Source organism: Pseudomonas wuhanensis (assembly GCF_030687395.1).
Lineage (GTDB): Bacteria > Pseudomonadota > Gammaproteobacteria > Pseudomonadales > Pseudomonadaceae > Aquipseudomonas > Aquipseudomonas wuhanensis.
Genome location: NZ_CP117430.1, coordinates 6,237,929 through 6,252,522 on the forward strand (window position 1 = coordinate 6,237,929; position 14,594 = coordinate 6,252,522).

Genomic DNA, 14,594 nt, shown 5'->3' on the forward strand with positions numbered 1-14,594 from the left:
AGTCACCTACATTAGGAGTTCGTTCGACATGCTGTATTTGTCCCGCCTTACCTCGCTGGCCCTGACGATTGCCCTGGTGATCGGCGCGCCGTTGGCGTTTGCCGCTCAACCGGCCCCGGCGGTCGCACCTGCAGGCACTGCTGCGACCACCAAGGCGCCATTGCCGCTGGACGAGTTGCGCACCTTTGCCGAAGTCATGGACCGGATCAAAGCAGCCTATGTAGAACCGGTGGACGACAAGACCCTGCTGGAAAACGCCATCAAAGGCATGCTCAGCAACCTCGACCCGCACTCCGCGTACCTGGGCCCGGAAGACTTCGCTGAATTGCAGGAAAGCACCAGCGGCGAATTCGGCGGCCTGGGCATCGAAGTCGGCGCTGAAGACGGTTTCATCAAAGTGGTTTCGCCGATCGACGACACTCCGGCCTCCAAGGCTGGTATTCAGGCCGGCGACTTCATCGTCAAGATCAACGGCCAGCCGACTCGCGGCCAGAGCATGACCGAAGCCGTGGACAAGATGCGCGGCAAGATCGGCCAGAAGATCACCCTGACCCTGGTGCGCGACGGCGGTGCGCCGTTCGACGTGACTCTGGTCCGCGCCATCATTCAAGTGAAGAGCGTGAAGAGCCAGTTGCTGGAATCCGGCTATGGTTACATCCGCATCACCCAGTTCCAGGTCAAGACCGGCGAAGAGGTCTCCAAGGCCCTGGCCAAGCTGCGCAAGGACAACGGCAAGAAGCTCAGCGGTATCGTCCTCGACCTGCGTAACAACCCGGGCGGCGTGCTGCAATCGGCGGTGGAAGTGGTCGATCACTTCATCACCAAGGGCCTGATCGTCTACACCAAGGGCCGCATCGCCAACTCCGAGTTGCGCTTCTCCGCCACCGGCAAGGACGAAAGCGAAGCCGTGCCAATGGTCGTGCTGATCAACGGCGGCAGCGCCTCGGCCTCGGAAATTGTCGCCGGCGCCCTGCAGGATCAGAAACGCGCAGTGGTCATGGGCACCACCAGTTTCGGCAAAGGCTCGGTCCAGACCGTGTTGCCGCTGAACAACGAACGCGCACTGAAAATCACCACGGCGCTGTACTACACGCCGAACGGCCGCTCGATTCAGGCTCAGGGCATTGTTCCGGACATCGAAGTGCGCAAGGCCAAGATCACCAACGAGCAGGACGGCGATTACTTCAAGGAAGCCGATCTGCAAGGCCACCTGGGTAATGGCAATGGCGGTGCCGACAAACCAACCGGTTCCGGTGGCAAAGCCAAGGCCATGCCGCAGGATGACGATTACCAGTTGGCCCAGGCCCTGAGCCTGCTCAAAGGGCTGAGCATCACCCGCGGCCACTGAGATGCGCCTGCGGTTGCTCCTCGGCCTGCTGTGCTGTCTGGCGGGTGTCGCTCACGCGGCGCCAGCCACAACAGCGGCCACACCTCACAAGGCTTATCTGAGCCTGATCATCGATGACCTGGGGCAGAACCTGCCCCGGGATCGCCGCGTACTGGCCCTGCCCGGCCCGGTCACCGCGGCAATCATGCCCGACACCCCTCACGCCACCGAATTCGCTCGCGAAGCCCATCGCGCCGGCAAGATCGTCATCTTGCACATGCCCATGGATCCGGCCACCGGGCCGTTTGCCTGGCACCCCGAGTTGCCCATCGAAGAACTCGAGAAGCGCCTGAACGCGGCGTTCCAGGCTGTGCCGTTTACCGCTGGCATCAACAACCACATGGGCAGCCGCATGACCGTTCAGCAACCGGCCATGGCCTGGCTGATGGCGGACTTGCAGCGTCGGCACAAATTCTTCGTCGACAGCCGCACCAGTGCGCAAACCGTGGCGGCCGCCGAGGCGCAGAAGATCGGTCTGGCGAGCGTTTCGCGGGATGTGTTCCTGGATGACGAGCCCACTGAAGCCGCGATTTTTACTCAGCTACAGACGGCTATCAACCTGGCGCGCAAGCAGGGTTCTGCGGTGATGATCGGGCATCCGTACCCGCAGACATTGGCGGTGCTTGAACGTGAATTGCCCAAGCTCAAGGCTCAGGGCATTGACTGGATCGACATCAAACAGATGATCAGCGTGCGCGGCAATCGTGCCACGGCAGCACACGGCAAGGATGGCCAGTACCGCCTTCCAACCGCCCGGTAATTACTCGCAGCCCACTCCATTTCGCGATAGCTATTTATACCTGCCGGTACACCGACCCGTGCCACGATAGCGCTCACCCTGAATTTCATCACCAAGGAATGGACATGAAATACCTCAGCTTCTTTTGCTTCGCCGGACTGATTGGCCTGCTGGCTATTTCCGCCGTGCAGGCCCGCGACTTGGGCGAAGGCGCCGTCAACGATTCACCTTCAAGAGCCCTGCAAAACAGTGAACACTTTTATGAAATCTGGAGCGGTGTGGGACACCTCAGCCTCCAATCGGGTGAGAGCTGCAGCGCCGTTCTACTGGACACGCGAAACAGACAAGGCCGAGCCACCGGCCCTGCTTACCTGCTCACCAGCGGTCATTGCGTGTTCTTTGAGTACGGTTCGGCGCGGGCCAATCTGCCTTTGAAAGCCAGCGTCACCTTTCACTACTTTCATGACACACCACAGCGTAAGCGCCGATACGCCATCCGGACTGCCCGATGGAGCAGTCTGGTCGGGACCGATCTTGCAGTACTCGAGGTCGACGCAACATTGGCGTCGCTGATACAGGCCGGGGTCAACCCGCTCAAACTGGCGTCCCATCAAACCTACGAGCGTCAGGATGCGCTTAACATTGGCGCGCCGGGAGGCTTTACCGAGCAGGGGCTTCGATTGAGTGCCTGCGCTGAACAAACCGCCGGAACGTTCATCGATCACCCCGGGGTGTTCCCTTTGGCCATGAAAAACAGCTGCGATCTTCACGCTGGCAGCTCCGGCAGCCCGATGCTGAACCGCCGCACCAACGAAATCACCGGCATCGTCAGTAAAGTCGTGGCCTCGCGCAATACACCAGCGCCGCCCGACTGTGAGCACTCGACGTCTTGCACGGCCGCCCGCTTCAACTACAGCTACTCAGCCAACTTTCTGCACAAGTGTTTTATTGACGGTGTCTTCACCCGCGATGGAGCGGACTGTTCGCTGGAACCGGTCGAGCTGACTGTCACGGAGCCCTGGAAGCTCAAGTCATACGTTCATGGAACGCAAAACGCGAAGGGGCAGATTGTATTGCCTACGTGGGACTTCAGGTTCTCCCTCGAGGCGCCCTTCTATCGCTATAAAACGGTCAGTAACGCCAGGGACTGCCAGGCTCCCGACAATTACAGCGCCGCCACCAGCGCTGAAGATGCTTACATCAATACTGAAATCGGGCCACAAAACGGCGCACATGCGCTCTGTATTATCGGTGTCGCCTCAGGGGAACAGCAGTTGACAAGGGCGACGTTGAATAACGTGTTTACAAGTGCCGTGTACTTGAGCCCGACGCCGGACACTACTCTTCAGACCACATCGAGATAATTGCTACAGATAGCGCCCCATGATGTCGTCCACCACGCCTTCTTTGCGCAGCTGATCCAGCGCTGCCTGAAGCTTGGCCACGACGTCATCCGGCACGTCTTTATTCAGTGCCAGGTACAACTCGGCGCTGTTGAAGCGCAGCACGGTCTTGAGCCCGTTCACGCCTTCCTGGCGCGCCAGATAGCGGCCTGCCGGGTCACCGGTGGCCCACAGATCGATCTGGCCATTGACCAGTTTTTTGGCGTTGTCCTGATCCCGCAGCACAACAATCGGTTTCAGCCCTTGCTTGGACAGCGTCTCGGCAATCGCATCGCCCTTGTAGGCGCCAATCTTGTATTTGCGCGCCTGCTCCAGCGACTCAAGGGTGATCTTGCTATCGCCCTTGGCCAGCATGATCCAGTCGTCCGGGCCGATCGGGCCGACCCACTTGAAGAGATTCTCACGGTCCGGCAACCGCGCCATCACGAACACGCCGTAACCGGGCTTTTCCAGAGCGAGTTTGTAGATTCGCTCCCAAGGGAAACGCAGAGTCAGGCTGTAGGGGATGTCGGCGCGCTTGAACATCTCGCGGACGATGTCTACGGCGATGCCGTTGATGTTCTCGCCCTGGGCGAAGTTCTTGCCGTTCTTCGCCATGTTGTACGGTGGGAAGTTTTCCGTCAGCAGCACCATGCCGGTGTCGGGACTTTCTTCGGCATGAACTCCGCTGATAAACAACAGTGAAACGCTGGCGAGGGCAAGAAGAAGACGTTTAAGCATGTCGGGCTACCGGAATCCATGGCGTGCTCAAGAGTGCCTTGAGCCCGCCATACTGTCCACTGGCCTGTACTGTTTAACGCATCACGATGCCGCGATGAGCCATGTAGGCCTTGGCTTCCTGCACGGTGTATTCACCGAAGTGGAAAATACTCGCCGCCAGCACTGCACTGGCATGGCCTTCGAGAATGCCGTCGGCCAGATGCTGCAAGTTGCCAACACCACCGGACGCAATCACCGGAATCCCCAGCGCATCGCTGATGGCGCGGGTGACGCCCAGGTCAAAGCCGTTTTTCATGCCGTCCTGGTCCATGCTGGTCAGCAGGATTTCACCGGCACCGAGGCCTTCCATCTTCTTCGCCCACTCAACGGCGTCGAGGCCGGTTGGCTTGCGACCGCCATGGGTGAAGATTTCCCAGCGCGGGGTTTCGCCTGGGCCGGAAACTTTCTTCGCGTCGATGGCGACGACGATGCATTGCGAGCCGAAATGCTGGGCCGCTTCGCCGACGAATTCCGGGTTGAATACCGCAGCGGTGTTGATCGAGACCTTGTCCGCGCCGGCATTCAGCAAATTGCGAATGTCCTGCACGGTACGCACGCCACCGCCCACGGTCAGCGGGATGAACACCTGGCTGGCCATGCGCTCGACGGTATGCAGCGTGGTGTCGCGGCCATCGACGCTGGCAGTGATGTCGAGAAAGGTAATCTCGTCGGCACCCTGCTCGTCGTAGCGACGGGCGATTTCCACCGGGTCGCCGGCATCGCGAATGTTCTCGAACTTGACGCCCTTGACCACCCGGCCGTTATCCACGTCCAGGCAAGGGATGATGCGTTTGGCCAGCGCCATGGTGAGTCCTCAGCCTTTGTACGAATCGCAGAAAGCTTGCGCTTCAGCGACATCGAGGGTGCCTTCGTAGATCGCCCGGCCGGTGATGGCGCCGATGATGCCTGGTGCCTTGGCGTCGAGCAGCGACTTGATGTCACCCAGATTGTGGATACCGCCGGATGCAATGACCGGGATCTTCGTCGCAGCAGCCAGAGCAGCGGTGTAAGAGACGTTGCAGCCCTGCATCATGCCGTCTTTGGCGATGTCGGTATAAACGATCGCGGACACGCCGTCGGCCTCGAATTGCTTGGCCAGGTCGATGACCTGCACGGTGCTGATTTCAGCCCAGCCGTCGGTGGCGACAAATCCGTCTTTGGCATCCAGGCCGACGATCACCTTGCCTGGGAACGCGCGGCAGGCTTCGGCGACGAAGGCCGGATCTTTCACGGCCTTGGTGCCGATGATCACGTAGCTCACACCCGCTTTCACGTAGTGTTCGATGGTTTCCAGGGAACGGATACCGCCGCCGATCTGAATCGGCAGGTTCGGGTAGCGCTTGGCGATGGCGGTGACCACTTCGCCGTTGACCGGCTGGCCTTCGAACGCGCCATTCAGGTCGACCAGATGCAGACGACGGCAACCGCCCTCCACCCACTTGGCAGCCATGCTCACCGGGTCATCGGAGAACACCGTGGAATCTTCCATGCGGCCCTGGCGCAGACGAACACAGGCACCGTCTTTAAGATCGATAGCGGGAATAATCAGCATCTGGCAAACCTTCAAATTCGAGTATTCAGCTTCGCTCGGAAATCAGTTTTTCTCGAGCGCCCACAGGTCGCTTTCAATGCTTTCGAACCTCTCTTTGAGGTGCGTCTGCACATCGAAAATCGCCCTGTTGTAATAGTGCGGAGCAATTTCGCGGGTAAACAGCTCAAGGATTTCAGCCGCTTCGAACGAACCCAGGTCCAGCTCGAAGCGATCCTCCATGAAGCGTTTGATCTTGTGATTGGCCTCGTTCTCCTGTTCGGGAGTGAGGGTCAGGATCGGCGGCTTCTTCTTGACGGCCATTTACCAGCGACCATCCCACGCGGCGAAGTTCTGCAGCAATTGCAGGCCATGGGTATGGCTCTTCTCCGGGTGGAACTGCACGGCGAAACGCGAGCCATCGGCCAGCGCGGCGGCAAAATCGACACCGTAGTGACCGCCACCCACCACTTGCCGCGGGTTGCCGGCAGCGATGTAGTAGCTGTGCACGAAGTAGAAACGCGCCAGGTCCGGAATGTCGTGCCACAGCGGGTGACTCACCGTCTGCTTCACTTCGTTCCAGCCCATGTGCGGGACTTTCAGGTGTTCGCCGTCTTCGTGCAGATCTTTGCCGAAGAACTTCACCTGGCCCGGGAACAGGCCAATGCAGTCCACGCCGTTGTTCTCTTCACTGCTGTCGAGCAAGGCTTGCATGCCCACGCAGATGCCGAGGAACGGACGGTCCTGGCTGACTTCACGCACCAGCGAATCGAAGCCCAGGCGACGGATCTCCGCCATGCAATCGCGAATCGCGCCAACGCCGGGGAATACCACCCGGTCGGCTTCGCGAATCACATCGGCATCGCTGGTGATCAGCACCTTACCGGCACCGACGTGCTCGAGAGCCTTGGCCACCGAGTGCAGGTTGCCCATGCCGTAATCGATAACCGCGACCGTCTGCATTACAGAACGCCTTTGGTCGACGGCATCTGACCGGCCATGCGGTCATCCAGCTCCACGGCCATGCGCAGGGCACGGCCGAAAGCCTTGAACACGGTTTCGATCTGGTGGTGGGTGTTGTGCCCACGCAGATTGTCGATGTGCAGGGTGACGTTGGCGTGGTTGACGAAGCCCTGGAAAAATTCCTGGAACAGGTCAACGTCGAAACCGCCGACGGTCGCGCGGGTATAAGGAACATGCATCTGCAGGCCAGGGCGGCCGGAGAAGTCGATCACCACACGCGACAGCGCTTCATCGAGCGGCACGTAGGCGTGGCCGTAGCGACGGATGCCTTTCTTGTCGCCGATGGCTTTGGTGAAGGCCTGACCCAGGGTGATACCGACGTCTTCCACCGTGTGGTGGTCGTCGATATGCAGGTCGCCCTTGCTGACAATATCCAGGTCGATCAGCCCGTGACGGGCGATCTGGTCCAGCATGTGCTCAAGAAAAGGTACACCGATATCAAATCGGGCCTTTCCGGTGCCATCCAGGTTGATCGAGGCTTTGATCTGGGTTTCCAGAGTGTCGCGCTCGACAGACGCCATACGTTCGGCCATCACCAGCTCCGCAAAAATCATTGGGGCGAAAAAGGCAGCCATTATAGGGGCGCGGGCGCTAAACAGAAACACGAGAGGTGATATCACTGACGGAGTGAATCCCCTGCTGTCGGGGATAGACATGTCAGTACAAGCATCCCGGGACCACTGATCGCTCCCACGCTCTGCGTGGGAGTGCAGCCCTGGACGCTCCGCGTCCGCTCTGAATGTGACGCGGAGCGTCACGGGAGGCATTCCCACGCAGAGCGTGGGAACGATCAGTTACAGAGGTAATGCGTTTACTTAGTGGAAGAGAACCGCCGTTTTCTGCAGCGTCACCCAAACACCCCACGCCAACGGAATACCCACCACCAGCCACGCCGCCACCGCCAACGGCTTGGTGCCCGCATCGGCTTTCCACTCCAGCACGGTGCTGGCGTCAGCACCTTTGTCATGGCCCAGCGCCTGTTCGGCCGCCAGTTCAGCGTCGGTCATGAAGTACTTGTCGGCCACCGGGCGAACCATCAGGTTGCACAGGAACCCCAGCACCAGCAGGCCCGCGAGGATGTACAGGGTAATGTCGTATGCCGCGGCACGTTCAACGCCGATGCTCAGCTGGTATTCGCGCAGGTAGTTCACCAACACCGGCCCCAACACACCTGCCGCCGCCCACGCCGTCAGCAGACGACCGTGGATCGCGCCGACCATCTGCGTACCGAACAAGTCAGCCAGATAAGCCGGCACCGTCGCAAAACCACCGCCGTACATCGACAGGATGATGCAGAACGCCGCCACGAACAGCGCGACGCTGCCCAGGTGACCGAGGTTCGGGATCAGCGCGTACAGGGCAAAACCCAGGGCGAAGAACACAAAGTAGGTGTTCTTGCGGCCCAGGTAGTCCGAGAACGAGGCCCAGAAGAACCGGCCACCAATGTTGAACAGGCTCAGCAAACCGGTGAACCCGGCCGCAATCGCTGCGATCGAGGCCAGTTGCCCGGCATCCAGTTGACCAAACGTCTGGTCAGTGCCCAGCAATTTACCGGCGAACACTTCCTGCAACAGCGGCGAAGCCATACCGAGGATGCCGATACCCGCCGAAACGTTCAGGCACAGCACCAGCCACACCAGACGGAATTGCGGAGTTTTCCACGCCACATTCACATGGACGTGACGGTGAGTGATCATCGAGTTCGACGCTTTTTTCGCCGGAGCCGTCCAGCCTTCAGGCTTCCAGCCAGTTGGCGGAACGCGGTAAGACAGCGCGCCACCGATCATGAACACGAAGTAGATCGCGGCCATTACCAGGAAGCTCTGCCATACGCCCACGCTGGTTGGCGAAGCGAAGTGGCCCATCAGCGCTGCAGCCAGTGGAGCACCAACCATCGCGCCACCGCCGAAGCCCATGATCGCCATGCCTGTGGCCATGCCGCGCTTGTCCGGGAACCACTTGATCAGGGTCGAGACCGGCGAAATGTAACCCAGCCCCAGGCCGATACCGCCAATGACCCCGGAGCCGATCCACATCAGCCAGATTTGGTGGGTATAGACCCCGAGCGCCGAAATCAGCAGACCGCCACACCAGCACAGTGCCGATACCACACCGGCCTTGCGAGGACCTGCGTGTTCCAGCCAGCCGCCCCAGATCGCTGCCGAGCAGCCGAGGAAGATGAAGAACAGGGTGTAGATCCAGCCGAGCATCGAGATCGGCCAGTCGCATTGCGACGAAAAGACCTGAGCGATAAAGCTCATGTCCGGCGCGCAAGTCACGGCCTTGGTGACGCCCAAGGCTTTGGACAGAGGCAACCAGAACACCGAAAAGCCGTAGGCCATGCCGATGCACAGGTGGATGGCCAGAGCGGCCGGTGGTACCAGCCAACGGTTAAAACCGGGCTTGGCGATGATGCGTTCCTTGGACAGGAACGCGGGCTGGTCGGCAAAGCCGTCCGCCGTGATGCTCGTAGTCATGGTGTTTCCCCCAATTATTAGTATGGTTCGCCAGCCGTACTTCACCCCCAGCCTTTATGCACGCAGGCATGACTGTTTTTTAGGTGAAGCTCCATTTTGGTGCGACATCACGCCGCAGAAGGGACGGACGAACGGGCAGAGGTTACCATTTGCACGTGACAGAAAAACCAAACTGATATCACCTTTTTGTATGTCGTCTGTTCTCGTACAACCGCAACAAAATGTTTTCACGCGGATTAACTTTTCAAAGGAAACGCCATGCCGATCGTTGTCGAGCTGCTGAACCAAGCCACTTATCAGGATCAGCAAGACCTGCAGAAGATCTACCGCGATGCCCCGGACTGGCTGTTTGCGCCATTCGCAGGGGATACGCAGCTGATCGAAGGCTGCCTGCAGGACGGTTCGCTGATTGCCGGACGCTTCAACGATCGGCTGTTGGGTGCGGCACGCTTACAACGGCACCACGACGTCTGGCATTTGTCCCATCTATGCGTACGAAAAATCACCCGTCACCGTGGGGTTGCCGAGCGTCTGGTGAACGAAGCGCAGAAAATGGCGTCGCAAGCAGGCGCGACATTGCGGCTGTTGGCGCCTGCCGGGCACCTCGAAGCTCAAGAGCTGGCGGCTAAGCTGAAGGTGCCGCTGGATGAGCTCCCGATGTGATCGCTGACCGGTCAGCCACTTCGGAGCGCTATACTCCCCGGCTAAATTTCGAATTCGACTAATACAAGGACTCGCCCATGAAAGCGTTCGGCAAAATCCTGGGTCTGGTACTTCTCGGGCTGTTGCTGATCATTGTGGCGCTGGGCTTTGCCCTGACCCACCTCTTCGATCCCAACGACTATAAAGACGAGATTCGCCAGATTGCCCGAGACAAGGCCCACATCGAGCTGACGCTCAATGGCGATATCGGCTGGAGCCTGTTTCCCTGGCTGGGCCTTGAATTGCACGAAGCCAGTGTTGCAACCCTGGCCAAACCTGCCGAACCGTTCGCAGACTTGCAGATGCTCGGCCTGTCGGTGCGCGTGATTCCGCTGCTGCGCCGCGAAGTGCAGATGAGCGATGTGCGCGTCGAAGGCCTGAACCTGCGCCTGAATCGCGACAAGAACGGCCACGGCAACTGGGAAGACATCGGCAAGGCCCCGGCGCCTGCCACCCCGAGCACCTCGGCCACGCCGCCCGCCGCTACCGGCGAACCTGCGCCAACGACTACCGCCCAGGCCGAAAAACCGGCCCAGCCGATCCGCCTGGACATCGACAGCCTGACCGTCAACAACGCCCGCGTTGAGTACAGCGACGAGAAAACCGGCAAGCAGTTCAGCGCCGAAAGCATCCAGCTGAGCACTGGCCCCGTGCACGACTCGACCAACATCCCGGTCAAACTCACCGCGTTCCTCGGTACCAACCAACCGGTTCTGCGGGTGCGCACCGAACTGGCCGGCGAGTTGCGTTTCGAGCGTGCGCTGCAGCGCTACAAATTCGAAGACATGAAACTCTCCGGTGAAGTCGCTGGCGATCCGCTGCAAGGCAAGACCATGACCTTCGCCGCTCAAGGCCAACTGCTGCTGGACAAGGCCGCCAACGTCGCCGAATGGACCGGCATCAAGATCTCCGCCAACCAGTTGCGCGCCTTGGGTGAACTGAAGGCCAACGACCTCGACAAGACTCCGCAAATCAGCGGCGGCCTGTCGATTGCTCAATTCGATCTGGCGAAATTCGTCGACAGCATCGGCCAGAAACTCCCGGCGATGGCCGAAGGCAGCCTGAGCAAAGTCGAACTGGCCAGCCAGGTTGCCGGCACGCCGACCAGTTTGACCCTCGACAACCTCAACCTGAAACTCGATGACAGCACTTTCAGCGGCCGCATCGCGGTCGAGGACTTCGCCAGGCAATCGCTGCGACTGAACCTCAAGGCTGACACCTTCAACGTCGATCGTTACTTGCCGCCAAAATCCGCCGAAGCCAACAGCGCGAAGCAGGTGCGCCAGGCCGAAGTGGCCAGCACCGAGACCGAGGCCATGGCTGGCGCGGGCAGTTCGCCGCTGCCACCGTCACCGACCAAAGGCCCATGGAGCACCGAGCGTCTGTTGCCGGTGGAACGCCTGAGCAAACTCGACGTGGACGCCGACCTGACCTTCGGCCAGCTGACCCTCGACAAACTGCCGATCCAGAATGCTGCCCTCAAGGCCACCGGCCAAGGCGGCCTGCTGACGCTGGAAAACCTGCGCGGCGACCTGTACGACGGCAACTTCGAAGCCAAAGGTACCCTGGACGTGCGCCAGCAAGTGCCAGCGCTGAACATGCAGACGCGCATCAGCAAAGTGCCTGTAGAAAAAATCCTCGAAAGCCAGGGGAAAAATCCACCGGTCCAAGGCCTGGTGACACTCGATAGCGCGCTGACCAGCAGCGGCAATAGCCAGAGCGTGCTGATCGATAACCTCAACGGCAAGGCCAGTTTCGTCATCAACAACGGCGTGCTGCTCAATGCCAACCTTGAGCAGCAACTGTGCAAAGGCATCGCCACCCTGAATCGCAAAACCCTCACGGGCGAGCCACGGGGCAAGGACACACCGTTCGAAGAGCTCAAGGGCAACCTGACCTTCCACAACGGCGTGGCCAATAACCCGGACCTGAAAGTGCGCGTCCCGGGCATGACCGTGAACGGTAACGGCGACATCGACCTGCGGGTGCTGGGCATGGATTACCGCGTCGGCGTCATCGTCGAAGGCGACAAGAGCGACATGCCGGACCCGGCCTGCCAGGTCAGCGAGCGCTTCGTCGGCATCGAGTGGCCGCTGCGCTGCCGTGGCCCGCTGGAACTGGGTGCCAAGGCTTGCCGCGTCGACAACGAACGCATGGGACAAGTCGCGAGCAAACTGGCTGGCGAACGAATCAGCGAAAAAATCGACGAGAAGCTTGGCGATAAAGTCAGCCCGGAATTGAAAAACGCGCTCAAGGGGCTGTTCAAGCGATGAGAGCCGAGCAATTTTCAACGGCGGTGCTGGATTGGTACGACCGCCACGGCCGCCACGATTTGCCTTGGCAACAGGGCATCACCCCTTACCGGGTGTGGGTCTCGGAAATCATGTTGCAGCAAACCCAGGTCAGCACGGTGCTGAACTACTTCGACCGTTTCATGGCCTCGCTGCCGACGGTCGAAGCCCTGGCCGCCGCGCCGGAAGACGAAGTGCTGCACCTGTGGACCGGCCTTGGTTACTACACCCGCGCGCGCAACTTGCAGAAGACCGCGAAGATTGTCGTTGCCGAATATGGCGGCGAGTTTCCCCGTGATGTGGAAAAGCTCACCGACCTGCCAGGCATCGGCCTGTCCACCGCCGGCGCGATTGCCAGCCTGAGCATGGGCCTGCGGGCACCGATCCTCGATGGCAACGTCAAACGGGTGCTGGCGCGCTTTACCGCGCAAGAGGGTTATCCGGGCGAGCCCAAGGTTGCCAAACAGCTGTGGGCCAACGCTGAGCGCTTCACGCCCCATGATCGGGTCAACGCCTACACCCAGGCGATGATGGACCTGGGCGCCACGCTCTGCACCCGCAGCAAACCAAGCTGTCTGCTCTGCCCGCTGGAAAAGGGCTGCGAGGCGCACATGCTTGGCCTGGAAACCCGCTACCCGATCCCCAAACCGCGCAAAGCCGTGCCACAGAAGCGCACGCTGATGCCGATGCTCGCCAATGGCGAAGGGGCGATTCTGCTTTACCGTCGCCCCTCCACGGGCTTGTGGGGCGGTCTCTGGAGCCTGCCGGAACTCGACGACCTCGACGACCTTCAGCACCTGGCCTCGCAGCACTCGCTGGAACTGGGCAGCCAACAGGCACTGCCGAGCCTGGTACACACCTTCAGCCACTTTCAGTTATCCATCGAACCCTGGCTGGTTCAGGTCCAGGAGGCCGGCCATCACGTGGCCGAGGCCGACTGGCTCTGGTATAACCTCGCCACCCCGCCGCGCCTGGGCCTTGCCGCCCCGGTCAAAACCTTGCTCGAACGCGCGGCCGCCGTATTGAACGCAGGAGAGTCGTCATGACCCGCACCATCATGTGCCGCAAGTACAAAGAAGAATTGCCCGCCCTGGAGCGCGCCCCGTTCCCTGGCGCAAAAGGCCAAGACATTTTTGACCACGTCTCCGCCAAGGCCTGGGCCGACTGGCAGAAACACCAGACCCTGCTGATCAACGAAAAACGCCTGAACATGATGAACGCCGAAGACCGCAAATATCTTCAAGGCGAGATGGACAAGTTCTTTTCCGGCGAGGAATACGCCAAGGCTGAAGGCTACGTTCCGCCTGCTCAATAATTGATCAAAATCCGGGGTCGGCACGTAAGCGACGGTAATAATTAAATATTTTTTGAAAACTTGCTTGACGACCCCCTGAAAAACCAGTTTAATGCGCCCCGTTGCCCAGATAGCTCAGTCGGTAGAGCAGGGGATTGAAAATCCCCGTGTCGGCGGTTCGATTCCGTCTCTGGGCACCAAATACCGAAAACCCTGAATCGCAAGATTCAGGGTTTTTTTATGCCCGCGATTTGATCAGGCATCGAGCAAGTCGTCTCTCTTGGGCTAGTTTTCAGTATTCCAGTGGAAGACCAGATTGCGGGCGGGGCCACTTCCTACATCCGCCGTATCACGCCGCTCCTCACCATTGCGTGTCGCAACGACGGTGTACTTGCCAGGTGGCAGCTGTACGTAAACCAACGGGCCGGCCTCACTCAGCGTCAGCACGGGCTGACCCGGGTTTTTCTGAATGACCAGATTCACATCCGGAACATATTTGCCCTCCGCCCCGATGGAGAAGGTCATGTGCAGGTTGTAGCCCTGTGCTTGTTGAATGGCTCGAGCCTCATCCTCTCCGATCCCCCCGGACAAATAAGTAATCCCGTTTTGCTGTTGCTGCTGGACTTGCACGCCTGTGCTGTCGATCGGTTCAAGACTGGCGGCGTTAAGCACGACTGGAAACATCAGTACGCCGACGGCGGCGATGGGCAGCATGAATGAATGGACGTTCTTCATGATGGCGACTCCCGGGTTGCTCAGAACCCAATCGTTACTCTTTTTAGATTTGTTACCGAATGTTCAAGTTTTAGATCGATTCGCACTTGGGCTCACTGCGAATCGGACTACGTGATGTACTCCTCATGCATGGGCTGTCGTCGTCCCGATCCTGCAAAACAAATTCGCCTTTCCTTCCGATTTACCAGCAACGCCCGGCATCGCGGACTATCACTCTCTTGCCATCCTCTTCCGCCTGTTTCCTTCAGCCGCGGAA

At 59.8% G+C, this 14,594-nt stretch carries 15 protein-coding genes and 1 tRNA gene; 8 read left to right on the forward strand and 8 right to left on the reverse strand.

Annotation, left to right across the window (positions count from 1 at the left end):
• The first annotated feature begins 28 nt into the window (after window positions 1-28).
• The 3 genes from PSH88_RS28695 to PSH88_RS28705 all read left to right on the forward strand — a co-directional run bounded on the left by PSH88_RS28695 (window position 29) and on the right by PSH88_RS28705 (window position 3,490).
• The gene (locus PSH88_RS28695) at window positions 29-1,348 is read left to right on the forward strand and encodes a S41 family peptidase (protein WP_305424127.1); all 1,320 of its coding nucleotides are present in this window, start codon (window positions 29-31) and stop codon (window positions 1,346-1,348) included.
• Between the two features lies 1 nt (window position 1,349).
• Window positions 1,350-2,147, forward strand: a complete 798-nt coding sequence (locus PSH88_RS28700; RefSeq protein ID WP_305424128.1) for a divergent polysaccharide deacetylase family protein — start codon at window positions 1,350-1,352, stop codon at window positions 2,145-2,147.
• Between the two features lie 104 nt (window positions 2,148-2,251).
• Complete coding sequence (locus PSH88_RS28705) at window positions 2,252-3,490, forward strand: trypsin-like serine peptidase (protein WP_305424129.1); 1,239 nt, start codon at window positions 2,252-2,254, stop codon at window positions 3,488-3,490.
• 3 nt (window positions 3,491-3,493) lie between these two features.
• Here PSH88_RS28705 and PSH88_RS28710 read toward each other — a convergent pair whose 3' ends face one another.
• From PSH88_RS28710 to PSH88_RS28740, 7 genes are all read right to left on the reverse strand, one after another.
• Window positions 3,494-4,249, reverse strand: a complete 756-nt coding sequence (locus PSH88_RS28710; protein WP_305424130.1) for a substrate-binding periplasmic protein — start codon at window positions 4,247-4,249, stop codon at window positions 3,494-3,496.
• Between the two features lie 73 nt (window positions 4,250-4,322).
• Complete coding sequence (gene hisF / locus PSH88_RS28715; protein ID WP_007897430.1) at window positions 4,323-5,093, reverse strand: imidazole glycerol phosphate synthase subunit HisF; 771 nt, start codon at window positions 5,091-5,093, stop codon at window positions 4,323-4,325.
• A gap of 9 nt (window positions 5,094-5,102) precedes the next feature.
• On the reverse strand, window positions 5,103-5,840 hold the full coding sequence (gene hisA, locus PSH88_RS28720) for a 1-(5-phosphoribosyl)-5-[(5-phosphoribosylamino)methylideneamino]imidazole-4-carboxamide isomerase (protein WP_019581800.1): 738 nt from the start codon (window positions 5,838-5,840) through the stop codon (window positions 5,103-5,105).
• A 42-nt stretch (window positions 5,841-5,882) separates the two neighbouring features.
• The gene (locus tag PSH88_RS28725) at window positions 5,883-6,140 is read right to left on the reverse strand and encodes a DUF2164 domain-containing protein (protein ID WP_008024930.1); all 258 of its coding nucleotides are present in this window, start codon (window positions 6,138-6,140) and stop codon (window positions 5,883-5,885) included.
• Window positions 6,141-6,779, reverse strand: coding sequence for an imidazole glycerol phosphate synthase subunit HisH (gene hisH / locus PSH88_RS28730; RefSeq protein ID WP_305424133.1), 639 nt, complete (start codon window positions 6,777-6,779; stop codon window positions 6,141-6,143). It abuts the gene before it with no gap.
• Window positions 6,779-7,372: an imidazoleglycerol-phosphate dehydratase HisB gene (hisB, locus tag PSH88_RS28735; RefSeq protein WP_007939452.1), complete on the reverse strand. Its 594-nt coding sequence runs from the start codon at window positions 7,370-7,372 to the stop codon at window positions 6,779-6,781. Before hisB ends, hisH begins: the two co-directional genes overlap by 1 nt.
• A 282-nt stretch (window positions 7,373-7,654) precedes the next feature.
• A complete protein-coding gene (locus PSH88_RS28740; RefSeq protein ID WP_052962820.1) occupies window positions 7,655-9,316 on the reverse strand; it encodes an OFA family MFS transporter in 1,662 nt (553 codons plus the stop codon).
• Between the two features lie 258 nt (window positions 9,317-9,574).
• On the opposite strand from PSH88_RS28740, the gene PSH88_RS28745 reads away from it, so the two are divergent.
• The 5 genes from PSH88_RS28745 to PSH88_RS28765 all read left to right on the forward strand — a co-directional run bounded on the left by PSH88_RS28745 (window position 9,575) and on the right by PSH88_RS28765 (window position 13,803).
• Window positions 9,575-9,979, forward strand: coding sequence for an acetyl-CoA sensor PanZ family protein (locus PSH88_RS28745; RefSeq protein WP_305424135.1), 405 nt, complete (start codon window positions 9,575-9,577; stop codon window positions 9,977-9,979).
• A 77-nt stretch (window positions 9,980-10,056) separates the two neighbouring features.
• Window positions 10,057-12,291, forward strand: coding sequence for an AsmA family protein (locus tag PSH88_RS28750; RefSeq protein ID WP_305424136.1), 2,235 nt, complete (start codon window positions 10,057-10,059; stop codon window positions 12,289-12,291).
• Window positions 12,288-13,355, forward strand: coding sequence for an A/G-specific adenine glycosylase (mutY, locus tag PSH88_RS28755; protein ID WP_030129291.1), 1,068 nt, complete (start codon window positions 12,288-12,290; stop codon window positions 13,353-13,355). Before PSH88_RS28750 ends, mutY begins: the two co-directional genes overlap by 4 nt.
• Window positions 13,352-13,624 (forward strand): oxidative damage protection protein, encoded by a 273-nt coding sequence (locus tag PSH88_RS28760; protein ID WP_007939458.1) that lies wholly within the window; start codon window positions 13,352-13,354, stop codon window positions 13,622-13,624. The genes mutY and PSH88_RS28760 overlap by 4 nt, the downstream gene beginning before the upstream one ends.
• Before the next feature lie 103 nt (window positions 13,625-13,727).
• A tRNA-Phe gene (locus PSH88_RS28765) sits at window positions 13,728-13,803 on the forward strand.
• A gap of 85 nt (window positions 13,804-13,888) precedes the next feature.
• Here PSH88_RS28765 and PSH88_RS28770 read toward each other — a convergent pair.
• Window positions 13,889-14,338, reverse strand: coding sequence for a carboxypeptidase regulatory-like domain-containing protein (locus tag PSH88_RS28770; protein ID WP_305424139.1), 450 nt, complete (start codon window positions 14,336-14,338; stop codon window positions 13,889-13,891).
• Window positions 14,339-14,594: the final 256 nt, after the last annotated feature.